Origin of the sequence: Variovorax sp. V93, from assembly GCF_041154485.1 — a bacterium.
In the GTDB taxonomy this organism is placed as follows: Bacteria; Pseudomonadota; Gammaproteobacteria; order Burkholderiales; family Burkholderiaceae_C; genus Variovorax; species Variovorax beijingensis_A.
In genome coordinates, this window is the sequence record NZ_AP028669.1 from 907088 (window position 1) to 928740 (window position 21653).

Sequence of the window (21653 nt, forward strand, 5' to 3'; positions counted from 1 at the left end):
AAGAGCGCCATTTCCTGCACGGCTTGAAGAGGGCCATCCGGTCCTCATCTAGGCGGCAGCATTCCCCCACGGAGAATTCAACTTGAAACGTATCCTTCTGTTCGTTTTGACCAATGTGATGGTCGTTGCAGTGCTCGGCATCGTCGCCAGCCTGCTCGGCGTCAACCGCTTTCTGACGGCCAACGGGCTGAACCTCACGGCGCTGCTCGGCTTTGCGCTCATCATGGGCTTCGGCGGCGCGATCATTTCGCTCCTGATCAGCAAGCCCATGGCCAAGTGGACGACCAAGCTGCACATGATCGACAACCCCCAGTCGCCCGACGAGGCCTGGATCGTCGGCACGGTGCGCAAGTTCGCCGACAAGGCCGGCATCGGCATGCCCGAGGTCGGCATCTTCGAAGGCGAGCCCAATGCCTTCGCGACCGGCGCGTTCAAGAACTCGTCGCTGGTGGCGGTGTCCACCGGCCTGCTGCAGAACATGACGCGCGAAGAAGTCGAGGCCGTGATCGGCCACGAGGTGGCGCACATCGCCAACGGCGACATGGTCACCATGACGCTGATCCAGGGCGTGATGAACACCTTCGTCGTGTTCCTCTCGCGCGTGATCGGCTATGCGGTCGACAGCTTCCTGCGCCGCGGCGACGACCGTTCGTCGGGCCCGGGCATCGGCTACTACGTGAGCACCATCGTGCTGGACATCGTGCTGGGCTTTGCCGCCGCCATCGTGGTGGCCTGGTTCTCGCGCCAGCGCGAATTCCGCGCCGACGCCGGCTCGGCCGCGCTCATGGGGCAGAAGCAGCCGATGATGAATGCGCTGGCCCGCCTCGGCGGCCTGCCGGCCGGCGAACTGCCCAAGGCAGTGGAAGCCATGGGCATCACGGGCAGCATCGGCAAGCTCTTTGCCACGCACCCGCCGATCGAAGAGCGGATTGCGGCGCTGCAGAACGCGCGCGGCTGATCGATCGAATCACACTGCGACAGCAAAAGAAAAGCCGCCACGGGTTGCCGTGGCGGCTTTTTCATTGGGGCCGGCGCGCGCGGCGGCCCGGGCGATCAGGCCGCCGGAGCCGCCGGCTGCCGCTCGGCCCGTGCGCGGGCGAGCGTGCGGCCCACTTCGCCGGCATCCATGCCGTACATCTCGGCGAACTCGTGTTCGCTGCTGCGGCCGCTCGCTTCGAAGGCGCGCAGCAGCGCCTCGCGCTTGGCGGCCTGGCGGGCCAGCTCGACCAGCGCTTCGTCGAGCACGGCGTTGGTTTCCTCGTCGCGCGAGCGCACCAGCACCGCGTAGGCCTCGCGGTCCAGGCCCGAGGCTTCCACGGCGCGGGCGATGCGCGCCACGAGCTGCGCACGCAGGTCCTCGCCGGGGTTGCGCTGCACGCGGCGGCGGTGCAGCTCGAGGATGGCGTGGTGCACATGCTCGGGCGCGACCGGCTCCACCGGATTGCCGTCGAGGTCGTGGCGCGCAAGGCCCGCGGCCACCGCCTCGAGGTAGCGCGTGGAGCGTGCGTGCAGGCCCAGCGCAACCTTGAGCTCGTCCTTCTTGAAGTCGTCGGGGTGCTTCTCGAGCAGGTCCTGGAACACGCCGAGCTTGAGCGGCAGGAAGCGCGCGCCGAACATGTGGGGGTACAGCTCGAACAGCTTCTCCAGCGCGGGGTGCACCTTGCGTGCGCGCTGCTGCGGCTGCTGTGCCGCCTGCTTCGGCTTCTGCTTTTGCTGCTGCTGCTGCCGCGGCTGGCGCGGCGCGCGCGGCGCCCGGGGCGGGCGTCCATCGGCGCTCGGCTGCTGCTGCTGCTGCGCGGCGGTGCCCTCGGCTTCCGCCGGCTGGACTTCCTGGATTTCTTCTTGGGGCGTGGCGGTGTCGGTCATCGGTCGGTCTTGTCTGGTTGGCTGGCAGCGGCGGAAAAAATGGATGCCGCGCGTTCAGCGCGGGCGGAACATCTTGAAGAGATTGTCGGGGCTGATCTCGAAGTAGTCGGCCGGGCCGCCGCCGCGCAGGATGGGCTGCGCCGCGGCGGTGTCGTAGATGCCGTTCTTCAGCAGGTGACGCGCGATGTGCACGCCCACCACTTCGCCGAGGATCAGCCAGGTGGGCACCGGCACGCCGTCCACGCCCTGGAGCTGCAGCAGCTGCGTGAGCCGGCACTCGAAGGACACCGGGCTCTCGGCCACGCGCGGCACCGCGATGCGGCGCGACGCCGCGGGCGTGAGGCCGGCGAGCTCGAACTCGTTCACCTCGGGCGGCACGGGGGCGCACGACTGGTTCATCTGCTCGGCCAGCGGCCGGGTGGCCAGGTTCCAGCCGAACTCGCGCGTCTGGCGGATGTTGTGCAGGCTGTCCTTGGCGCCGATGCTCGCAAAGCCCACGATGGGCGGCGTGTAGTTGAAGGCGTTGAAGAAGCTGTAGGGCGCGAGGTTGAGCCTGCCGTTCTCGTCCTGCGACGAAATCCATCCGATCGGCCGCGGGCCGACCATCGCATTGAACGGATCGTGCGGCAGGCCGTGGCCCTTGGCAGGCTCGTAGAAGTGGAAATCGTCGTTCGGCACGGCCATCGGTTCCTTGCTCATTTTCCGGCGACGCTGCGCGCAACGGCTTCGGCGACCTTGATGCCGTCGACGCCGGCCGACAGGATGCCGCCCGCATAGCTCGCGCCTTCGCCGGCGGGATAGAGGCCGCGCACGTTGAGGCTCTGGAAGTCGTCGCCGCGCGTGATGCGGATCGGCGAGGAGGTGCGCGTTTCCACGCCGGTGAGCACCGCATCGTGCAGGTCGAAGCCCTTGATCTTGCGGCCGAAGGCGGGAAAGGCCTCGCGCATCGCCTCGATGGCATAGGCCGGCAGCGCCTGGTGCAGGTCGGTGGGTGTGACGCCGGGCTTGTACGAAGGCATCACGCTGCCGAGCGCGGTCGAGGGCTTGCCCGCGATGAAGTCGCCCACCAGCTGGCCGGGCGCGCGGTAGTCGCCGCCGCCGAGCACGAAGGCCTTCGACTCGAGCTCGCGCTGCAGTGCGATGCCGGCGAGCGCATCGCCCGCGGTCCCGGGCGTCCAGCCGGGAAAGTCGCGCGGATCGATGCCCACCACGATGCCCGCGTTGGCGTTGCGCTCGTTGCGCGAATACTGGCTCATGCCGTTGGTGACCACGCGGCCCGGTTCGCTGGTGGCCGCCACCACGGTGCCGCCCGGGCACATGCAGAAGCTGTAGACCGAGCGGCCGTTGCTCGCGTGGTGCACCAGCTTGTAGTCGGCCGCGCCGAGCAGCGGATGGCCCGCATGGCGGCCCCAGCGCGCGCGGTCGATCAGGCCCTGAGGGTGCTCGACGCGAAAGCCGATGGAAAAGGGCTTGGCCTCGATGTGCACGCCGCGCGCATGCAGCATGGCAAAGGTGTCGCGCGAGCTGTGGCCGAGCGCCATCACCACGTGGTCGGCGCGCAGCTCGCTCGCCTGGCCGGTGGCCTGGTCGAGCACGGTGAGGCCGCGAAGCTGGCCGTTCTCGATCTGCACGTCGGTCACGCGCTGCTCGAAGCGGATCTCGCCGCCGAGCGCCACGATCTGCTCGCGGATGTTCTCCACCACCTTCACCAGCTTGAAGGTGCCGATGTGCGGATGCGCGACGTAAAGGATCTCGGGCGGGGCGCCGGCCTTCACGAACTCTTCCATCACCTTGCGGCCGAGGAAGCGCGGGTCCTTGATCTGGCTGTAGAGCTTGCCGTCGGAGAAGGTGCCGGCGCCGCCTTCGCCGAACTGCACGTTCGACTCGGGGTCGAGCACGCTCTTGCGCCACAGGCCCCAGGTGTCGCGGGTGCGCTGGCGCACGGTCTTGCCGCGCTCCAGCACGATGGGCTTGAAGCCCATCTTCGCGAGCATCAGCGCCGCGAAGATGCCGCAGGGGCCGAAGCCGATCACCACCGGCCGGGGGGCGCCTTCGGGCGCCTGCGCGGGCGGGGTGTAGCGCATGTCGGGCGCGGCCTGGATGTGCGGATGCGCAACGTGCTTCGCGAGCAGCGCGGCTTCGAGTCCGGCGTCGGCCAGCTGCACGTCGGCGATGTAGACCGTGAGCAGGTCGGCCTTGCGCGCATCGAAGCTGCGCTTGAAGACGGTGTGGGAAGCGATCGCTTCGAGCGGGACGTCCAGCGTCCGGGCGATCAGGGCGGCCAGCGCGTCGGGGGCGTGGTCCAGTGGGAGTTTGAGTTCGGAGAGTCTCAGCATGTCGTGGGGCTTGTGTTTATCAAGCAGGCCACGGATTTTACGCGCCGAGGCGCTATGAAAGGGATAGCTGGGTCAGGCTGGCAGGAAGCCTTCGACCGAGAGATAGCGCTCGCCGGTGTCGTAGTTGAACCCCAGCACCACCGCATCGGGCGCCAGCGAGGGCAGCTTCTGGGCGATGGCCGCGAGCGTGGCGCCGGAGGAAATGCCCACCAGCATGCCTTCCTCGACTGCGCAGCGGCGGGCCATTTCGCGCGCCGGTTCGGCGTCGACCTGCAGCACGCCGTCGAGCAGCGAGGTGTCGAGGTTCTTCGGGATGAAGCCCGCGCCAATGCCCTGGATCGGGTGCGGCGAGGGCTGGCCTCCCGAGATCACCGGCGAGGCCACCGGCTCCACCGCGAACACCTGCAGCTTCGGCCACTTCTTCTTGAGCACCCGCGCCACGCCCGTGATGTGGCCGCCGGTGCCCACGCCGGTGATCAGCACGTCGATGCCGTCGGGGAAGTCGGCCGCGATTTCCTCGGCCGTGGTGCGCACGTGCACGTCGATGTTGGCGGGGTTGTTGAACTGCTGCGGCATCCAGGCGCCCGGCGTGCCGGCCACGATTTCCTCGGCCCGCGCAATGGAGGCCTTCATGCCGCCGGCGCGCGGCGTCAGGTCGAAGGTGGCGCCGTAGGCGAGCATGAGGCGGCGGCGCTCGACCGACATGCTGTCGGGCATCACGAGGATCAGCTTGTAGCCCTTGACGGCGGCGACCATGGCCAGGCCGATGCCGGTGTTGCCCGAGGTGGGTTCGACGATGGTGCCGCCGGGCTTCAGCGCGCCGGACTTCTCGGCGTCTTCCACCATCGACAGCGCGATGCGGTCCTTGATGGAGCCGCCGGGGTTGGCGCGCTCGGACTTGACCCACACCTGCTGCTTCGCATTGCCGAACAGGCGGTTGATGCGGATATGCGGCGTGTTGCCGATGGTCTGGAGGATGTTCTGGGCCTTCATGGGATCTCCTTGGGCTTTTGTTGGGGCAGGGCTGGTCGGTCGAAGCGCCATTGTGGAGCGGACGGCCGGCGCCTGCGAGGGTATCGAGCGATAATCCCCCTCGTGAAGCACGCCAGACCGCCGCTGGTGCAAGCCCGCAAGGGGCGACGCCGCAAGGCGCCGCGTCGAAAGACCGCACTGGAGGAACGTCCGGACTGCACAGGACAGCGCAGGAGTTAACGACTCTCCACCGTGAGGTGAGGATCAGAGCAACAGAGACGAGCCGATTCAGTTCGGGTGAAACGGGCAATCTCTGCGCGCAGCAACACCAAGTAGGCCAGTATCGAGGTGGTTCCGCTGAGCTGGCGGGTAGGTGGCATCGAGCCGTTTGGCGACAAGCGGCCCAGAGTAATGGCGGTCACGTTGGGGGCAACTCCAACGCACAGAATCCGGCTTATCGGCGGGCTTCACACTTTTCTTTTTCCTTCTCCCTGATTCGCCGTGGGGTTCTTCCATGGGGCAGCAGCGGTGCCGCGGCTTTTCTCCTAAAATAGATAGCAAGCTAACTAATTGGAGAGAAGCCATGGCCCATGTCTCGAAGACGCGCGAAGCCGCGCTGATGTCGCTCGGCATGGCGCTCTCGCTGCTGCAGCGCGGCTACCGGGCCGCGGCCGACAAGGCGGTGGCGCATGTCGGGCTTTCGCAGTCGCTGGCGTGGCCGATCGTGATGATCGGCCGGATGCACGGCGGCGTGCGCCAGGGCGTGCTCGCCGAGGCGCTGGGCATCGAGGGGCCTTCGCTGGTGCGCTCGATCGACCAGCTGGTGGAGGCCGGTTTCGTGGAGCGCCGCGAAGACCCGGCCGACCGCCGCGCCAAGACGCTGCACCTCACGCCGGCCGGCGAGGCCGCCTGCCAGCCCATCGAGGCCGCGCTGCGCGGCATGCGCGCCACGCTGTTCGAAGGCGTGGCCGACGAGGACATCGCCGCCTGCCTGCGCGTGTTCGCGGTGCTCGGAGAACGGCTCGGCCGCGCAGCACCGGGGCCGCAGGAAGGGCGCAGGTAGATGGCCGCGTTCCGGCTGCCGCGCTTCAGCCGCGCGGAGCTTCTCTTTTCTGCCAAGAGCTTTGCCGCCGCGATGCTGGCCATGTACCTGGCCAGTCGCGCCGGCCTGCCGCGTCCGTTCTGGGCCTTGATGACCACCTATGTCGTGGCCCATCCGCTGGCCGGCGCGGTGCGCTCCAAGGCCCTCTACCGCTTCTGCGGCACCTTGATCGGATGCGTGGCCACGGTGCTGCTGGTGCCCGCGCTGTCGAATGCGCCGGAGCTGCTCACGCTGGTGCTCGCGCTGTGGGTGGGGCTGTGCCTGTGCATTTCGCTGTTCGACCGCACGCCGCGCTCGTATGTCTTCATGCTCGCGGGCTACACCGCCGCGCTGATCGGCTTTCCTTCGGTGCAGACGCCGCTCGCGCTGTTCGACACCGCGGTGGCGCGGGTGGAGGAAATCGGCCTGGGCATCCTGTGCGCCACGCTGATCCACAGCATTGCGTGGCCCACGGGCCTGGCGCCGACCGTGCTGGGCCTGCTCGACCGCACGCTGCTGGATGCGCGCCAGTGGCTCACCGACCTGCTGCAGCCCGCGGGCCGCAGCACCGACGCCGATCCGCAAACGCTTGCTGCCGACCGCCGCCGGCTGGCCGGCGACATCACCCAGCTGCGGCTGCTGTCCACCCACGTGCCGTTCGACACCACGCACCTGCGCTGGACCGCCGGCGCCATCCGGGCCATGCAGGACCGCGTGGCGGCACTCACGCCCGCGCTGTCGGCCGTGGAGGACCGGCTGCTGGCGCTGGAGCAGGCCGAAGGCGCGATCGCGCCGGACGTTGCGGCGGTGCTTGCGCAGGCCGCGCAATGGCTGCAGGAAAACGACGCCGCGCGCGCGCAGTCGCTGCAACTGCTGCGCCGCTCGATCCAGGCGCTGGGCGCCACGCCGCAGCACAGTCCCTGGAGCCGCGCCTTGCGCATCGGGCTCGCGGGCCGGCTCGAGGAACTGGTCGAGGGATGGCGCGCCTGCGCGCGGCTGCGCATGGACATCGACGAGGGCCTGCAGGGCGCTCTGCCGCCGCGCCGCATGGCCGCGCTCGGCAGCCGCGTGCTGCACCGCGACTACGGCATGGCGCTGCTGTCGGCGCTGGCCGCGGTGCTCGCCATCTGCCTGTGCGGCGCCTTCTGGATCGTGACGGGCTGGCCCACGGGCTCGGCCGCCACCATGATGGCCGCGGTCTTCTGCTGCTTCTTCGCGACCATGGACGATCCCGTGCCCGCGATCCACGGCTTCCTGAAGTACACGCTGTGGTCGATTCCCGTCTCCGCGCTCTATGTGCTGGTGCTGATGCCGCTGGTGCAGGACTTCGGCATGCTGGTGGCGGTGTGCGCGCCGGCCTTCCTGCTGCTGGGTGTCTACATGGCGCGGCCGGCGCATTTCATGGCGGCCATGGCGCTGCTGTTCGGCGTGGCCGGCACGCTGGCCCTGCACGACACCGCCAATGCCGACCTGGTGAGCTTCATCAACAGCATGCTCGGGCAGGTCATCGGCGTGGTGGTTGCTGCGCGCGTCACGCGGCTGGTGCGCTCGGTGGGCGCCGACTGGAGCGCACGGCGCATCCAGCGCGCCACCTGGCGCGAGCTCGGCGAGATGGCCGGCGTCTCGCAGCGCCAGGGCGCGCAGGGCGACGCCTACGCCGTGCGCATGCTCGACCGCATCGGCCTGCTCGCACCGCGCATCGCGCAGGCCGGCGGCAGCATCGAGGGTGTGGCCGCCAACGACGCGCTGCGCGACCTGCGCACCGGCGCCGACATCGACGTGCTGCAGCGGGTGCGCGCGCAGCTGCCGCCGGCGTCGGCCTCGGCGCTTCTGGGCGGCATCTCGCAGTTCTTCCTCCAGCGCGGCAGGGGCCGCATGCAAGCGCGCCCCGCCAGCCTGCTGCCGCAGATCGACGAGGCGCTGTCGGCGGTGCTTGGCGCGCAGCATGCGCCGTCATCCGCATCGCGCAGCGCAGTGACCGCGCTGGTGGGCCTGCGCCGCAATCTTTTCCCCGATGCACCGCCGCGCCTCGCCGTGGCCGGACAAGGAGCCTCCAGATGATTGGCGAAGCAAGTTTCTACGGCCTCTACGTGCCATGGCTGCTGGTGCTGGCCGGCATTGCGCTGGCCGCCCTCTGGGGCGTGCGCCATCTGCTGGCCCTGGCCGGCCTCTACCGCTGGGTGTGGCATCCCGCGCTGTTCGACATGGCGCTTTATCTGCTGCTGCTCTACGGCATCAGCCGCGCGGCCTCCTTCCTTCAATGACGAGATCCAGATGAAAGCCCCTTTTCCCACCGACAGCTCCTGGCCGATGCGCCTCGGGCGCATTCTTCTCACCGCGGCCGTGGTGGCGGCCGCCGCATGGGCCGGCCTGCAGCTCTGGGACCATTACGAGCTCGCTCCCTGGACGCGCGACGGCCGCGTGCGCGCCAACGTGGTCCAGATCGCGCCGGACGTGTCCGGGCTGGTCACCGCGGTGCCTGTGCGGGACAACCAGGCCGTGCAGGCCGGGGCCCTGCTGTTCGAGGTGGACCGCGCGCGCTACGACCTTGCCGTGCGCCAGGCCCAGGCCGCGCTGGCGGCGCAGCGTGCCGCCAGCGCACAGGCGCAGCGCGAGAACGCGCGCAACGCGGGGCTCGACGCGCTGGTGTCGCAGGAGGCCCGCGAACAGGCCCGCGCCCGCGCGGAGCAGGCGCGCGCCGCCGTCGCACAGGCCGAGGTGGCACTCGATGCGGCGCGCCTCAACCTGCAGCGCGCCGAGGTGCGCGCGCCGGCCGACGGGCTGGTGACCAACCTCGACCTGCGCACCGGCAGCTATGCATCGGCCGGGCGGCCGGTGCTGGCGCTGGTCGATGCGCATTCCTTCTTCGTCGAGGGCTACTTCGAGGAAACCAAGCTGCCGCGCATCCACCTGGGCGATCGCGTGCGCGTGACCCCGATGGGCGGCGGCGCAGTGCTCGAAGGCGCGGTCGACAGCGTGGCCGCCGGCATTGCCGACCATGACCGTTCGACCAGCGCCAACCTGCTGCCCAGCGTCAACCCGACCTTCAACTGGGTGCGGCTCGCGCAGCGCATTCCGGTACGCATCAGGCTCGATCCTTTGCCGCAGGGCGCGCGGCTCGTGGCCGGCCAGACCGTGACCGTGCAGGTGCTCGAGCATCCGCCAGCGCGCCATGCGGGTGCATCGGCCGCCGAGCCGAAGAAGGGATGAGCGCCATGTCACCTGCTTTTCGCATGGCTTCGCTCGTGGTTGCGGCGGGGCTGGCGGCCTGCGCGGCGGTCGGCCCCGACTACCGCCAGCCGCCCGGGGCGCTGGCCAGCCAGCCCGGCGCCGCGCGCCCGTTCGCCGAGGCGCCCGCGCACGCCGCGCCGCTGCCCGCGCACTGGTGGCGGCTGTACCGCGACCCGCTGCTCGACCAGCTGGTCGCGCAGGCCCTCGCGCACAACACCGACTTGCGGCAGGCCGTCGCGAACCTGGAGCGCGAGCGCGCCATCGAGGCCGAGGTCGCCGGCGCCCGGCGCCCCACGATCGGCGTGAACGGCGGCCCTTCGTTCGGCCACGCGTCCGGCCTGTCGATGCTGCAGAAGGACTACGAGCCGCCGAGCCGCTTCAACTACAGCGCGGGCGCTTCGCTGTCCTATCAGGTCGACCTGTTCGGCCAGATCCGCCGCAGCATCGAAGCCGCGGGCGCCAGCACCGAGGCCGCCGCGGCCGCGCTCGACCTCGTGCGCGTGAACGTGGCCGCGGGCACCGCGCGCGCCTACGCTCAGGCCTGCTCGACCGGGCTGCGCCTGCAGATCGCGCAGAAGTCGGTCGCTCTGCAGCAGGACGCGCTGGATGCCACCGAGCGCCTGCAGCGCGCGGGCCGTGCCGGCGCCATTGACGCGAGCCGCGCACGCGCGCAGCTGGAGCAGTTGAACGCCGCACTGCCGCCGCTGCAGGCCGAGCGCCAGGGCGCGCTCTACCGCCTGGCCACGCTGACCGGTGCGCTGCCGCAGGACTTCCCGCGCGAGGTGGCCGGCTGCGCCGTGCCCCCGCGGGTGGCCGGCGCGCTGCCGGTAGGTGATGGCGCGGCACTGCTGCGGCGCCGCCCGGACATCCGCCAGGCCGAGCGCAGCCTGGCGGCAGCCACCGCCCGCATCGGCGTGGCCACGGCCGATCTCTATCCGAAGGTGACGCTGGGGCTCTCGGCCTCGTCGGCCGGGCCGGCCAGCGATTTCGGCCGCAAGGACACCGTCGGCTGGAGCATGGGCCCGCTGATCTCCTGGACCCTTCCGAACACCGGCATCGCGCAAGCCCGCATTGCCCAGGCCGAGGCCGGCACGCGCGCCGCGCTCGCGAAGTTCGACGGCACCGTGCTGACCGCATTGCGCGAAACCGAGACCGCGCTCGGCACCTATGCGCGCGAGCTCGACCGCCGCGCCGCGCTGCAGGCCTCGCGCGACCAGAGCGCCAAGGTGGCCGCGCAGGCGCGCCAGCTCTACCAGAGCGGCCGCACCGCATACCTCGACGCGCTCGATGCCGAGCGCTCACTGGCCGCGAGCGACGCGGCGCTGGCGGCCAGCGAGGCGCAACTGGCCGATGACCAGGTGGTGCTGTTCATGGCGCTTGGCGGCGGGTGGGAGCCGGACGATACGGCCGCCGTTCCCGCGCCCGCATCCGGCCCCGCCACCACGATCCGCTGACCGCGGCCGCCGCTTCCCGGCCGCGCGCGATGCCCACGCGCCTCAGCGCGTGAAGAGCCAGCCGCCCTTGGGCTGGCGCGTCAGTTCATGCCGCCGCACCGAACGCTCCTCGCCGTCGTCCCCCACGTACACCACCTCGAAGCGCAGCCGCTTCGGCGAGACCATCTTCCAGTTCTGGATGCGCTTGACCGTCACGCAGGCGGTCCTGTCGTGGTACTGCATCTCCGCCATCGGTCCGCCCTGGAAGCCGGTGCCGTCGAACAGCCGGCCCGGCGCCGCGAACGGATTGAGCACGGCGCCGTTGCGCGCGGTGATGCAGCCTTCGGTTCGCACGAAGGATTCGATGGTGGGCGCGGCGCTTTGCACCACCTTGGCCACGGCCGGCGAAGGCGGCTTGGTCACGATGGCCTCGCGGATGCGTTCCACCTGCTCCTCGGTGATCGGCGCGAGCCCGCTGGGCGACACGACCGGCGGCGGTGCCGGGGGCGGTGGTGGCGCGGACAAGGGCAGCAATGGCGCGAGATAGCTGCAGCCCGCCAGCGCCAGCGGCGCGGTGCAGGCGAGTGCGGCGATCCGGGTTCCGAACTTCATGGACGGGTCTCCTGTCGTCGATTCCTCTTCGGGCCTTGTTCGTGCCTCTTCTTCGATGTCAAAAGCGCTCATGCGGCGAAAGATAGCGCCACTGGCCGGGCTCCAGCCCCGCCAGCGGCACGCGGCCGATGCGGATGCGCCGCATAGCCAGGATGCGCAGGCCGGCTTCGTCGCACAGGTGCGCGATCTGTCCGGGCCGCGCGCCCTTGAGTGCAAAGCGCAGGCCGGTCTGGTCGTCGGCCTGGCGGCCGATGCTCACGCGTGCGGGCGAACGCTCGAAGCGCGCGAGCTGCTCGGGGCTCACCTTGCCGGCCACGTCGACCATCACCTCGTGTTCGAGCACGCCCGCATCTTCCTGCAGCTTGCGCTCGATGCGCCATTCCTGCGTGTAGACCACGAGCCCGCTGGCGCCGGTTTCGAGCGGCGTCATGCAGCGCTGCGCCTTAGCGTGCGCCGGCAGGAAGCGCATGCCCGCGCGTTCGGGCTCGTGGTGGTTGGCGGCCACCAGCAGCCGGTGCGCGGAGTCGGTGGCCATGCCGGCCGGCTTGTGCAGCAGCAAGGTGACGGGCAGCACCGGCTCGGGCTTGGCGCCGGGCTCGATCTCGACCTTCTGGTGGCCCTGCACGCGCGACTGCGGCAGCAGCGCCGGCACGCCGTCGACGCGCACCGCGCCGTTCTCGATCAGCAGCTCGGCCTCGCGCCGCGAGCAGCCCGCGATGGCGGCCACGCGCTTGGCAAGGCGGATGCCTTCTTCTTCGGAAGCGCCGCTCATGGCGTGGAGGCCCGTTGCCGGATGCGCGCCACGTGCGCGGCCAGCGAGCGGGCGGCCACCGGCCACATGCGCTCGGGCACGTCGTCGTAGGCCAGCGGCAGCCAGTCGTCCGGCGTGCCCCCGGGCAGCCTCTGCATGGCCGCGGCGATCTTGGCTTCGCGCTTCAGGCGGTGCGCCTTCAGCTGCGCGATGGCGCTGCGCGCGCTGCCGATGACGTGGCCGTGCGCCGGCAGGATGAAATCGATGCCGCCGGCCTCGCAGGCCGCATCGAGCTTGTCGAGCGAATCGATATACGCGTTCATGTCGCCGTCGGGCGGATCGACCACCGTGGTGCTGCCGTTCAGGATGTGGTCGCCGGAGAACAGCAGCCCGTCTTCCTCGAGCACCAGGCACAGGTGGTTGGCCGCGTGGCCCGGCGTGTGGATGGTGCGCAGCGTGTGGGTGACGGGCTCGCCTTCGGCCGTGCTGCCGCTGATCACCAGGCGCTCGCCGTCGCGCAATTCGCGCTCCGCGGCAAAGCGCGCCGAGGAGCGCGCCGTGGGCGCCGAAGACAGCCCGAGGATCGGCGGCTTCTCCTTGCACAGCGCCTGCAGCGGTGCCGCACCGGGCGAATGGTCGGCATGCGAATGGGTGCACACGATCATGCGGATGTTTCCTTCGGTGGCACGCCAGAGCCGATCAATATGCGCCGCGTCGTTCGGGCCCGGGTCGATCACGAGGTAGCCCGTGGCTGCGTCGCCCACGATGTAGCTGTTGGTGCCCGGGCCGGTCATGGCACCGGGGTTGGGCGCGGTCAGGCGCTGCACGTTCCTGAGCAGCGGCACGGCGCGCTCGCTCTGCCAGTCGAGTGCATGCCGCAGCTGCCCGTCGGGGCACACCAGCGCGAGCTCGCCATAGGGCGAGTCGCTTTCCATGTAGCGCGCGTCCTGGCCGCGCAGCAGGCCCGCGCGCGGGCAGCTGGTCCACAGCGGCTTTTCGGCGGCGCAGGCTTGCAGCACCGCGTCGACGCTGGCATAGGCCGCGAGCCGCTGCAGCGTGCGCACCGTCGGAAAGATCATGAAGAAGCTGCCCGCCGCATGGCGCGCCAGCGCATCGGCCGGCCGCACCCAGCAGGGCTCGAACTGCTCGCTCTCGTCGGCCGTGGGCGTCTGGCCCTCGGGCATGCACGCCACCAGGAAGGGCACGTCGAAGCGCTTGGGCAGGTCGCGGTCGGTGATCCAGTGCGCGAGGCTGAACACCTGGTCGCACGCGAGCACCAGCCCGCGCGCGGCGCACTGCTCGGCAAAGGACACGGGCGAGGCAGTGCTGCGGTCCATCGACGCGATGTCCTGCGCGCTCACGGGCCGGCCGTCGGCATGGCGCGCGAGCAGAACGCCGAGCTCCTCGAAGCCTTCGCGGATGGCCGCGATGGCTTGCGTCAGCTGCAGGCCGCTCTGGGTGGGCCGTCGCGCGGCGATGCGGCTGGCGGCTTCGTCGGCTGCATCGATCTGCCCGCCGGGGAACACATAGGCGCCTGGCGCGAAGCTTGCAGTGCCGGAGCGGCGCGTCATCAGCACTTCGATGCCGGCCTCGGAATCGCGCAGCAGCAGCACGGTGGCTGCCGCGCGCACGGGTGCGGGCTCGCGTGCGGGGTGGAGTTGTTGGGTGGGACGGACCATGCGGCGATTATGGAGAGATCGCTCGACGCGGTTGCGTGCCGCATAAGCTCATACCGGATCGGGCATGAACCGCGCGCCACAATCCCGGGCTGCACCGCCCGCATCGAGGAAAGACAGTCATGATCCATTCTCCCTTCTCTCACCACCTCAGGTTCTCGTCGTCGTTCTTCACGCGGCGCCTGCGCCCGGCCCTGCTGCTGGCGGGCGCCGCGCTGGGCGCGGTGGCATCGTCCGCTGCCTTTGCGCAGGGCGACTGGCCGCAGCAGCCGGTCACGCTGATCATGGGTTTTCCGGCCGGCTCGGGCGTCGACGTGGTGGCACGTGCCATCCAGGAGCCGCTCGCCCGCCAGCTGGGAAAGCCCGTGATCATCGACTACAAGTCGGGCGCGGCCGGCAACATCGCGAGCGAGTACGTGGCCCATGCCAAGCCCGACGGCTACACGCTTTCGTTCGGCACCGCCGCCACCCATGGCAGCAACGCCGCGCTCTACAAGAAGTTGCCGTTCGACGTGGAGGCCGACTTCGTGCCGGTGGCGCCGGTGCTCGACGTCTCGAACGTGCTCACCATCAACCCGGACGTGATCAACGCCAGGACCTTGAAGGAGTTCGTCGATCTCGTCAAGGCCAACCCCGGAAAGTACAACTATGCGTCTACAGGCAACGGCGCCGGCACGCACATGGCCTTTGCCGAATTCAATTCGCGCCTCGGCTTGAACATGGTGCACGTGCCCTACAAGGGCGGGCCCGAGGCCATCACCTCCGTGGTGCGAGGGGAGACCTGCTGCATCATGAACCAGGTGCAGACCGTGCTGCCGCACTACAAGGCCGGCAAGGTGCGCCTGCTGGGCGTGACCACCGCCGCGCCGGTGGCCGCGGTCAAGGAAGTGCCCACCATCGCCTCTAGCGGCCTCGCGGGCACCAAGGGCTTCGACAGCTCGATCTGGTTCGGCATCTTCGCGCCCAAGGGCACCGATGCGCAGATCGTCGACAGGCTCAACGCCGCGGTAAAGGCCGTGCTCGAACAGCCCGAGATCCGCGAGCGCTTCGAAAGCCAGGGCAACACCGTGCGCATCGAATCGCCCGCGCAGTTCAAAAAGACGGTGCACGACAACCGCGTGAAGTGGGCCGAGGTTGCGAAGGCCGCGAACATCAGCATCGACTGAGGATGCCGGTGCGCTGACCGGGGTCAGAGCGTCTTGGTCAGCGTAACGATGAAGCGCGCCTTGTTGGGCGAATAGGTGGTCTGGCCGAAGGTGCCGAAGCCGAAGTCGTAGCCGGGGTTGGCCACCGCCAGGTACGAGCTCTTCTTGTTGGCGCCCTGCACCGAGCCGGCCAGCGCCAGGCCGTTGCCGAAGTCGTACGACACGCCCACGTTGTAGTCCACGTAGCTCTTGTAGCCCAGGCTGCGGATGTCGCTGGACATGTGGGTGTAGCCCACGGCCGCCTTCAGCGTGAGCTTGGGCACGATCTCCTTGCTGTAGGCCAGGTTCAGGTAGCCCGTGTTGCGGCCCTTCAGCCCCGAGCCGGCCTTGTTGCCCGCGTAGCCGAAGTAGTCCTTCGACACCGTGTGCGAGTACTTCAGCGTGAACGAGCCGATGGCCTCGTCGGCCCAGGTGCCGGCGCCGTACAGCTCGGTGGTGTTGCCCGCGGAGTTGCCCGGGTAGATGTAGCTGAGTGCGCCCACGTCCAGGTCGAAGGGGCCGGCCTTGAACTTGTAGCCGCCGTAGATGTCGCTCTCGATGCTGTTGCCCTGCAGCCAGTTGACGCTGGAGTTCCAGTTGCCCACGTAGAAGCCGCTCTCGCCGAAGGCGTAGTCGAAGCCGCCCTGGATGGCGGGCTTGAAGCCCTTGGTCTTGGCGTAGTCGTTCTTCCCGATCATGTCCTGGTCCTGACCGCGGAACTTGTAGTTGCTGGTCACGGAGATATTGGTGGTCAGCGGGAAAGCCGCGGGGGCGGGCGCATCGGCGGCTGGTTGCGCGAGGGCCGCGCCGGGCCGCGCGAGGACGGCGGCGATCAGAACGGGAAGGGCGAGCACCGAGGAGGCGGCGCGGATCGATCTTTGCATCGGGAGGACTCGGGGATGAATGGAGAGCGAAAGCGTAGGAGGGCGCGTATCAAAGCCGTGTAAAGACTGAGGGCCGCTGCGCAAAAAAACTGCAGATGCGGTGTGCGTGCAGAATCCGGATCGCTTCGCCGCGCGCGTCCCGCCCAGGCAACGTCAACCTTCCGCAAACACCATGTCCTTGCCCGAAACTGGCGACCACGACCGCCGACTGGACGAGTCGCTGCTGCGCTCGCTCCATGCGCTGCTGAGCGAGGCCAGCGTGTCGCAGGCCGCGGCAAAGCTGGGCGTCGCGCAGTCTGCGCTGAGCCGCCACCTCAAGGTGCTGCGCCAGCTCACCGGCGACGAACTGCTGGTGCGCGTGGGCAACCGCATGGTGCTCACCGAGCGCGCGCAGGCGCTGGCTGCGCCCACGCGGCGCATCCTCTCCGACATGTCGCTGCTCACTGCCGAGGCCGGGCCCGTCGCGCCGCACGAACTGCGCCAGAGCTTCCGCATCGCAACCTACGACTTCCTGCCGCGGCAGTTCTTTGCCGACATCGCCGAGCGGGTGGCGCGGCAGGCGCCCGAGTGCGACGTGGTCATCCGCGGCCTGGGCTCGCGCTTCGAGCACTACCGCCAGCTCGCGGACGGCGAGGTCGACATGGTCATCACCATCTGGCCCGAGCTGCCCGGGCACCTGCGCGCCGCGAGCCTGCTGACCGAGCCGATGGTCTGCCTGATGCGCGAAGGCCATCCGCTGGCGAAGGCGCCGATGACCCTCGAGGACTACCGCAAGGCGCGGCACCTGTCCTCGCTCGAGCACGTGCCGGGGCAGGGCACCATCATCGACGCGCAGCTCGCTGAACTCGGCGTGTCGGTCCGTACGGCGATGCACACCCAGTTCCTCGGCGTGGCACCGGCCATCCTTGCACGCACCGACCTCGTCTTCACCACCGGCCGCCTGCTGGCCGAGGACTTCGCGCGGCAGTATCCGTTGGCGATCGTGCCGTTCCCCGCAAAGATCAAGCCGCACCGCTACCGCCTCGTGTGGCACGAGCGCACGCACAAGAACCAGGCCATGCGCTGGCTGCGCGGCGAACTGACCGCGGCCGCGCGCGAGCTGGCGCATCGGCCGAGGTCATGACGGCGCTGTCATAACCCGCTGCACAGCGCTGTGCTGGGCGCGGGCGGGGGGCGTCGCTATCGTTTCCGTCCATGTCGAAGCTTTCCTCTCCCGTGCCGGTACGCCCAGACCTGCTCGCCCGCCTGCCGAAGACCGATCTTCACTTCCACATGGCCGGCACGCTGCGTCCGGCCACGCTGGCCGCGCTGGCGCGCCGGTACGACCTGCCGCTGCCGCGCCCGGTCGAGACGCTCTATGCCTATCGCGACTTCTACGACTTCATCGACGTGCTGCGCATCGCCGCGCAGGCGGTGCGCACCAGCGCCGACTTCGAGCGCGTGGCCTACGAGGCCGTGGAGGATGCGGCGCGCGGCAGCAACGCGCGCCATGTCGAGCTGTCGTTCAACCCGCAGTACTTCATGCCTGCCGGCGTGCCGTATCGCGTGCAAATCGAAGGGCTGGCCGCCGGCCTGCACGCCGCGCGCCGCGACTTCGGCTGCTCGGGCCTGCTGATCGCCTCCTTCGACCGCGGCCTTCCGCTCGACAGCGCCGAACGCGCGATGGACGACATCCTCGGACTGCGCTCGGACCTCGTGGTCGGCGTGGGCCTCGACGGCCCCGAGGGCGCAGGCCCCCCGGCGAAGTTCGCCGCCCTGTTCGGGCGCGCCGGCCGGGCCGGCCTGAAGCGCACCGCCCACGTGTGCGAGGACAACCAGACGCTCGACGAGGCGCCGCCTTCCAACGTGGACGACTGCATCCGCCTGCTGGGCTGCGAGCGGCTCGACCACGGCTACAACCTGCTCGCCGGCGAAGGCGACTTGCAACGCGCGCGCGATCGCGGCATCTGGTTCTGCGTCTGCGGCATCACGAGCGTGGTGCGCAACCAGCGGCGGCGTCTCGACAGCGTGAAGCGCATGGTCGAGGCGGGCCTGCCGGTCAGCCTCAACACGGACGATCCCGCCATGTTTCACACCGACCTGACGCACACCTACGCCACCGTGCTCGAGGGCTGCGGTTGGGGCTGGCCGCAGGCGCGTGCCTTCAGCCTCGCGGGCGTGGACGCCTGCTGGCTCGACGATTTCGCCAAGCGGAGCTTGCGCGAGGAGTTCGAGCGGGAGATCGCCGAGCTCGAGCGGGAGCAGGGCGAGCAAGCCGCTTCGCTGGAAACAAACCGCGACTGAAAGCACGACACACCATGTACCTCGACATCGCACGCCGCCGCGCATTGCTTGCCGCACTGGCCTTCGCCTCATGCGCCACCGCCGCCATCGCCGAGCCCGCCTGGCCCGCGCGCCCGATCACCCTGATCGTGCCCTACGGCGCCGGCGGCAACGTCGACGTCATGGCGCGCTGGATCGGTCCCGAGCTGTCGGCCCGCCTGGGGCAGCCGGTGGTGATCGAGAACGTCTCGGGTGCCGGCGGCGTCATCGGCACCGAGAAGGCAGTGCGCGCGAAGCCCGATGGCTACACCCTGCTGCTGTCGGTCGAGAGCACGGTCGTGATCGCGAAGATGGTGACGCCTTCCACCGTGCGCTACGACGGCCTCGCGGACCTCGTGCCCGTCACCCTGCTCGGCTCCCAGCCACTGGCACTGGCGGGCAAGCCCGCACTGCAGCCGAAGACGGCCGAGGCGCTCTATGCCGAGCTGAAGTCGGCGCCCGGGAAGTTCAGCTATGCGAGTTCCGGCGTCGGCACCTCGCTGCACCTGGGCGGTGAACTGCTGAAGCAGCAGGGCGGTGTGGACATGGTCCACGTGCCCTACCGCGCGGGCGTGCAGATCGTCAGCGACCTGAGCGGCAACCAGCTCGACCTCGCGGTGCTGCCCCTGTCGATGGTGATCCAGCAGGCGCGCTCGGGCAAGCTGCGCGTGTATGGCGTGATGTCGGACAAGGCATCGGCCGCCATGCCCGAAGCGTTGCCTCTCGCAGGCGTGCCGGCCTGGCGCGGCGCCGAGGTGTCCGTGTGGCAGGGCATCTTCGCGCCCAAGGGGACGCCGCCCCGGATCGTCGCGCAACTGCACAGCGCACTGGCACAGGTGCTCGCGAACCCGGGCGTGCGGAAGAACTTCGAGGACGGCGGCGTCACGCCGCTGGGAGCCGGGCCGAAGGAGTTCGCCGACTTCCTCCAGGGCGAGGCGGCGAAGTTCAGCGCGATCGTCGCGAAGGGGAACATCCGGGCCGAGTAGAAGCGGGGCGCGAGCCGCCGATTCTCGCCATGGCGCTGCGCGCGGGCACCGTCATCGCGACCACGCCCGCCACGATGCATGCGAGCCCGGCCCACGCGGTGGGCGAGAGCACCTCGCCGAGGAACGCCACGCCGATCATCACGCCGACGGGCACGCGCAGGTACGCTTGCGCGGCGGTCGACATCGGCCCGAGCGTCTTGATCAGCCGGAAGTAGATCGTGAAGGCGAGGGCCGTGGAGAGCACCGCCAGCGCGAGCACGGCGGCCATCGACGCGGCCGAAGGCGCCAGCGTCCACGGCCGGTCGATCGCGAGGCTCGCGGGCAGCAGCATCGCCGCACCGCAGAGCAGCGAGCCCGCGGCCGGCACCATCGGGTCGAGTCCCTTGAACACGCGGCCGAACATCGCCGCGCAGCCATAGCAGACGGCCGCCGCCACCAGCCCGAGCTGCGCGAGCAGCGAATGCCCGAGGCCGTGCAGCGCCTCGAAGCCGACGATCAGGCAGATGCCCGCGAGGCCCGCCGCCACGCCGAAGAGCCGGCGCAGCGTCGGCTTCTCCGCACCGCCCATGCCCAGGCCCAGCAGGAAGATGAAGATCGGCGAGGTCGAGTTGAGGATGGTTGCGAGCCCGGCGTCCACGCTGCGCTCCGCCCACGCGATGAGCGTGAAAGGCAGCACGCTGTTGAGGCAGGCCTGCAGCGCGAAGCGGCGCCACATCACAGGCTCCCGCGGCAGCCGCACGCCGCGCAGGCGCAGCAGCCCGAGCAGCAGCAAGCCGGCGATCAGGGTGCGCGCCGCGATGAGCGTCACGGGCGGCAGCGTCTGCACGCCGATCTTGATGAAGGTGTACGAGGCACCCCAGCAGGTGGCGAGTACCGCGAGCAGCATCCATTCGAAGGCGATGCGGGGTGGCGGCTTGGCGGCGGCTGCAGCGAGTGTGGTCGTTGGCATGGTGCGCAGATCATCGAGAGTTCGCGGGGCGGACACTTCGGCCTGCAACGAAACGTGCGCGTGGTGACCGCGGGCCCGAATCTGGGTACGCTGCGCACGGCCCCGATCTCTTTGCATTCAACGCACGACCGACTCCCTATGCCTTCGCTCCTGATCCGCAATGTGCGCCCCATGGGTGCTTCCCCCGTCGATGTGCTGGTGCGCGATGGCCGCATCGCAGAAACCGGCGCCGCGCTTCCTGCGCCCGCCGATGCCGCCGTCGAGGAGGGCGGCGGCGCGCTGCTGCTGCCCGGCCTGGTCGAAGGCCACACCCACCTCGACAAGACGCTGTGGGGCATGGACTGGTACCGCAACGAGGTCGGCGCCAATCTCATCGACAAGATCGAGAACGAACGCGCCTTCCGGCATGCGAGCGGACACGACGCGGCCGCGCAGTCGCTGGTGCTGGCCAAGGCTTTTCTCGCGCTCGGCACCACGCGGCTGCGCACGCATGTGGACGTCGACACGCAGGCGGGCCTGCGCCATTTCGAAGGCACGCTGCGCACGCGGCGAGCCCTGCGCGATGTGCAGCAGATCCAGATCGTCGCGTTCCCGCAGTCGGGCCTGCTCGGCCGGCCGGGCACGGCGGACCTGCTCGCGCAGGCACTCGTGCAGGGTGCCGATGTGCTGGGCGGCCTCGACCCCTGCGCGATCGACCGCGACCCGGTGCGCTCGCTCGATGTGCTGTTCGGCATCGCCGACAGGCACCAGCGCCCGCTCGACATCCACCTGCACGAGCCCGGCGCCATGGGCGCGTTCTCGCTCGAGCTGATCCTGCAGCGCACCGAGGCGCTGGGCATGCAGGGCAAGGTCGCGGTGAGCCACGGCTTCTGCCTGGGCGACCTGGGCGAGCGCGAGCGCGACGTGCTGCTCGCGCGCATGGCCAGGCTCGGCGTGGTGCTGGTCACCAGCGCGCCGCCATCGCGCAGCGTGCCGCCGCTCATGGCCTGCCGCAAGGCCGGCGTGACGGTGCTCGGCGGCAACGACGGCATCCGCGACACCTGGTCGCCCTACGGCAAACCCGACATGCTGGAGCGCGCGATGCTGATCGGCATGCGCTACAACCTGCGCCGCGACGACGAGATCGACGTGGCGCTCGACACCGTCACCCACGCCGGCGCGCGCGGCTGCGGCTTCGAGGCCTATGGCCTGGAGGCCGGCTGCCGCGCCGACCTGGTGCTGGTCGATGCGCAGACACCGGCGCAGGCCGTGGTCTCGCGGCCGGTGCGCAGGCTGGTGGTGGCGGGCGGCCGTGTCGTGGCGCGCAACGGCGTGCTGCAGGCCGAGGTGGCGTGCTTGTAGCCCGCGCTGCCATGTGCGCCCTCGGCCTACGCAAAAGTCCGCTGCCGGCT

20 protein-coding genes and 1 other RNA gene are annotated in these 21653 nt (G+C 70.1%); 12 read left to right on the forward strand and 9 right to left on the reverse strand.

Going from position 1 to position 21653, the window contains the following annotated elements:
* The first annotated feature begins 82 nt into the window (after nucleotides 1-82).
* Entirely contained in the window at nucleotides 83-958 is an 876-nt protein-coding gene (gene htpX, locus ACAM54_RS04045) for a protease HtpX (RefSeq protein WP_145742056.1), read from the forward strand.
* A gap of 95 nt (nucleotides 959-1053) precedes the next feature.
* Here htpX and ACAM54_RS04050 read toward each other — a convergent pair whose 3' ends face one another.
* The 4 genes from ACAM54_RS04050 to cysK form a co-directional block, all read right to left on the reverse strand.
* Nucleotides 1054-1866 (reverse strand): ProQ/FINO family protein, encoded by an 813-nt coding sequence (locus ACAM54_RS04050; RefSeq protein ID WP_369649923.1) that lies wholly within the window; start codon nucleotides 1864-1866, stop codon nucleotides 1054-1056.
* Nucleotides 1867-1920: 54 nt separating this feature from the next.
* A complete protein-coding gene (locus ACAM54_RS04055; protein WP_369650944.1) occupies nucleotides 1921-2550 on the reverse strand; it encodes a flavin reductase family protein in 630 nt (209 codons plus the stop codon).
* 11 nt (nucleotides 2551-2561) lie between these two features.
* Nucleotides 2562-4202, reverse strand: coding sequence for an NAD(P)/FAD-dependent oxidoreductase (locus ACAM54_RS04060; protein ID WP_369649924.1), 1641 nt, complete (start codon nucleotides 4200-4202; stop codon nucleotides 2562-2564).
* 72 nt (nucleotides 4203-4274) lie between these two features.
* Nucleotides 4275-5195, reverse strand: coding sequence for a cysteine synthase A (gene cysK / locus ACAM54_RS04065; protein WP_369649925.1), 921 nt, complete (start codon nucleotides 5193-5195; stop codon nucleotides 4275-4277).
* A gap of 104 nt (nucleotides 5196-5299) precedes the next feature.
* Here cysK and rnpB point away from each other — a divergent pair.
* The 6 genes from rnpB (at nucleotide 5300) to ACAM54_RS04095 (ending at nucleotide 10940) form a co-directional block, all read left to right on the forward strand.
* An RNA gene (gene rnpB, locus ACAM54_RS04070) (RNase P RNA component class A) lies at nucleotides 5300-5647 on the forward strand.
* A gap of 110 nt (nucleotides 5648-5757) precedes the next feature.
* Entirely contained in the window at nucleotides 5758-6237 is a 480-nt protein-coding gene (locus ACAM54_RS04075) for a MarR family winged helix-turn-helix transcriptional regulator (RefSeq protein WP_145742050.1), read from the forward strand.
* A complete protein-coding gene (locus ACAM54_RS04080; RefSeq protein WP_369649926.1) occupies nucleotides 6238-8316 on the forward strand; it encodes an FUSC family protein in 2079 nt (692 codons plus the stop codon). It abuts the gene before it with no gap.
* Complete coding sequence (locus tag ACAM54_RS04085) at nucleotides 8313-8519, forward strand: DUF1656 domain-containing protein (RefSeq protein WP_145742046.1); 207 nt, start codon at nucleotides 8313-8315, stop codon at nucleotides 8517-8519. Before ACAM54_RS04080 ends, ACAM54_RS04085 begins: the two co-directional genes overlap by 4 nt.
* Before the next feature lie 10 nt (nucleotides 8520-8529).
* The gene (locus ACAM54_RS04090) at nucleotides 8530-9465 is read left to right on the forward strand and encodes an efflux RND transporter periplasmic adaptor subunit (RefSeq protein WP_369649927.1); all 936 of its coding nucleotides are present in this window, start codon (nucleotides 8530-8532) and stop codon (nucleotides 9463-9465) included.
* Nucleotides 9462-10940, forward strand: a complete 1479-nt coding sequence (locus ACAM54_RS04095) for an efflux transporter outer membrane subunit (RefSeq protein ID WP_369649928.1) — start codon at nucleotides 9462-9464, stop codon at nucleotides 10938-10940. Before ACAM54_RS04090 ends, ACAM54_RS04095 begins: the two co-directional genes overlap by 4 nt.
* A 42-nt stretch (nucleotides 10941-10982) precedes the next feature.
* On the opposite strand, the gene ACAM54_RS04100 is transcribed toward ACAM54_RS04095, so the two are convergent.
* From ACAM54_RS04100 to ACAM54_RS04110, 3 genes are read right to left on the reverse strand one after another with little or no spacing between them, the layout of a single operon-like run.
* Nucleotides 10983-11531 carry a hypothetical protein gene (locus tag ACAM54_RS04100; RefSeq protein ID WP_145742041.1) on the reverse strand — a complete coding sequence of 183 codons (549 nt, stop codon included), beginning with the start codon at nucleotides 11529-11531 and terminating at the stop codon, nucleotides 10983-10985.
* A 58-nt stretch (nucleotides 11532-11589) separates the two neighbouring features.
* Nucleotides 11590-12303 carry an RNA pseudouridine synthase gene (locus ACAM54_RS04105; protein ID WP_145742039.1) on the reverse strand — a complete coding sequence of 238 codons (714 nt, stop codon included), beginning with the start codon at nucleotides 12301-12303 and terminating at the stop codon, nucleotides 11590-11592.
* Nucleotides 12300-13961 carry an MBL fold metallo-hydrolase gene (locus tag ACAM54_RS04110; RefSeq protein WP_369649929.1) on the reverse strand — a complete coding sequence of 554 codons (1662 nt, stop codon included), beginning with the start codon at nucleotides 13959-13961 and terminating at the stop codon, nucleotides 12300-12302. The genes ACAM54_RS04105 and ACAM54_RS04110 overlap by 4 nt, the downstream gene beginning before the upstream one ends.
* Before the next feature lie 119 nt (nucleotides 13962-14080).
* Here ACAM54_RS04110 and ACAM54_RS04115 point away from each other — a divergent pair, with 119 nt between their 5' ends.
* A complete protein-coding gene (locus tag ACAM54_RS04115; protein ID WP_369649930.1) occupies nucleotides 14081-15124 on the forward strand; it encodes a Bug family tripartite tricarboxylate transporter substrate binding protein in 1044 nt (347 codons plus the stop codon).
* 23 nt (nucleotides 15125-15147) lie between these two features.
* On the opposite strand, the gene ACAM54_RS04120 is transcribed toward ACAM54_RS04115, so the two are convergent.
* Nucleotides 15148-16026, reverse strand: a complete 879-nt coding sequence (locus ACAM54_RS04120; protein ID WP_369649931.1) for a TorF family putative porin — start codon at nucleotides 16024-16026, stop codon at nucleotides 15148-15150.
* Nucleotides 16027-16198: 172 nt separating this feature from the next.
* Between ACAM54_RS04120 and ACAM54_RS04125 the strand changes: the two genes are divergently transcribed.
* From ACAM54_RS04125 to ACAM54_RS04135, 3 genes are all read left to right on the forward strand, one after another.
* Nucleotides 16199-17149: a LysR family transcriptional regulator gene (locus tag ACAM54_RS04125; RefSeq protein ID WP_192328628.1), complete on the forward strand. Its 951-nt coding sequence runs from the start codon at nucleotides 16199-16201 to the stop codon at nucleotides 17147-17149.
* 71 nt (nucleotides 17150-17220) lie between these two features.
* Nucleotides 17221-18309: an adenosine deaminase gene (locus ACAM54_RS04130; protein WP_369649932.1), complete on the forward strand. Its 1089-nt coding sequence runs from the start codon at nucleotides 17221-17223 to the stop codon at nucleotides 18307-18309.
* Nucleotides 18310-18323: 14 nt separating this feature from the next.
* Nucleotides 18324-19313, forward strand: coding sequence for a Bug family tripartite tricarboxylate transporter substrate binding protein (locus ACAM54_RS04135; RefSeq protein ID WP_369649933.1), 990 nt, complete (start codon nucleotides 18324-18326; stop codon nucleotides 19311-19313).
* On the opposite strand, the gene ACAM54_RS04140 is transcribed toward ACAM54_RS04135, so the two are convergent.
* Nucleotides 19273-20262, reverse strand: coding sequence for a DMT family transporter (locus ACAM54_RS04140; RefSeq protein WP_369649934.1), 990 nt, complete (start codon nucleotides 20260-20262; stop codon nucleotides 19273-19275). The two genes, ACAM54_RS04135 and ACAM54_RS04140, sit on opposite strands and share 41 nt — an antisense overlap.
* A 138-nt stretch (nucleotides 20263-20400) precedes the next feature.
* Here ACAM54_RS04140 and ACAM54_RS04145 point away from each other — a divergent pair, with 138 nt between their 5' ends.
* The gene (locus ACAM54_RS04145) at nucleotides 20401-21603 is read left to right on the forward strand and encodes an amidohydrolase family protein (RefSeq protein WP_369649935.1); all 1203 of its coding nucleotides are present in this window, start codon (nucleotides 20401-20403) and stop codon (nucleotides 21601-21603) included.
* Nucleotides 21604-21653 lie beyond the last annotated feature (50 nt).

Excerpts from the sequence above, each read along its gene's own strand:
- ACAM54_RS04050 (WP_369649923.1), bottom strand. The coding sequence starts at position 1,866 with ATGACCGACACCGCCACGCCCCAAGAAGAAATCCAGGAAGTCCAGCCG.
- ACAM54_RS04055 (WP_369650944.1), bottom strand. The coding sequence starts at position 2,550 with ATGGCCGTGCCGAACGACGATTTCCACTTCTACGAGCCTGCCAAGGGC.
- ACAM54_RS04060 (WP_369649924.1), bottom strand. The coding sequence starts at position 4,202 with ATGCTGAGACTCTCCGAACTCAAACTCCCACTGGACCACGCCCCCGAC.
- cysK (WP_369649925.1), bottom strand. The coding sequence starts at position 5,195 with ATGAAGGCCCAGAACATCCTCCAGACCATCGGCAACACGCCGCATATC.
- ACAM54_RS04075 (WP_145742050.1), top strand. The coding sequence starts at position 5,758 with ATGGCCCATGTCTCGAAGACGCGCGAAGCCGCGCTGATGTCGCTCGGC.
- ACAM54_RS04080 (WP_369649926.1), top strand. The coding sequence starts at position 6,238 with ATGGCCGCGTTCCGGCTGCCGCGCTTCAGCCGCGCGGAGCTTCTCTTT.
- ACAM54_RS04085 (WP_145742046.1), top strand. The coding sequence starts at position 8,313 with ATGATTGGCGAAGCAAGTTTCTACGGCCTCTACGTGCCATGGCTGCTG.
- ACAM54_RS04090 (WP_369649927.1), top strand. The coding sequence starts at position 8,530 with ATGAAAGCCCCTTTTCCCACCGACAGCTCCTGGCCGATGCGCCTCGGG.
- ACAM54_RS04095 (WP_369649928.1), top strand. The coding sequence starts at position 9,462 with ATGAGCGCCATGTCACCTGCTTTTCGCATGGCTTCGCTCGTGGTTGCG.
- ACAM54_RS04100 (WP_145742041.1), bottom strand. The coding sequence starts at position 11,531 with ATGAAGTTCGGAACCCGGATCGCCGCACTCGCCTGCACCGCGCCGCTG.
- ACAM54_RS04105 (WP_145742039.1), bottom strand. The coding sequence starts at position 12,303 with ATGAGCGGCGCTTCCGAAGAAGAAGGCATCCGCCTTGCCAAGCGCGTG.
- ACAM54_RS04110 (WP_369649929.1), bottom strand. The coding sequence starts at position 13,961 with ATGGTCCGTCCCACCCAACAACTCCACCCCGCACGCGAGCCCGCACCC.
- ACAM54_RS04115 (WP_369649930.1), top strand. The coding sequence starts at position 14,081 with ATGATCCATTCTCCCTTCTCTCACCACCTCAGGTTCTCGTCGTCGTTC.
- ACAM54_RS04120 (WP_369649931.1), bottom strand. The coding sequence starts at position 16,026 with ATGCAAAGATCGATCCGCGCCGCCTCCTCGGTGCTCGCCCTTCCCGTT.
- ACAM54_RS04125 (WP_192328628.1), top strand. The coding sequence starts at position 16,199 with ATGTCCTTGCCCGAAACTGGCGACCACGACCGCCGACTGGACGAGTCG.
- ACAM54_RS04130 (WP_369649932.1), top strand. The coding sequence starts at position 17,221 with ATGTCGAAGCTTTCCTCTCCCGTGCCGGTACGCCCAGACCTGCTCGCC.
- ACAM54_RS04135 (WP_369649933.1), top strand. The coding sequence starts at position 18,324 with ATGTACCTCGACATCGCACGCCGCCGCGCATTGCTTGCCGCACTGGCC.
- ACAM54_RS04140 (WP_369649934.1), bottom strand. The coding sequence starts at position 20,262 with ATGCCAACGACCACACTCGCTGCAGCCGCCGCCAAGCCGCCACCCCGC.
- ACAM54_RS04145 (WP_369649935.1), top strand. The coding sequence starts at position 20,401 with ATGCCTTCGCTCCTGATCCGCAATGTGCGCCCCATGGGTGCTTCCCCC.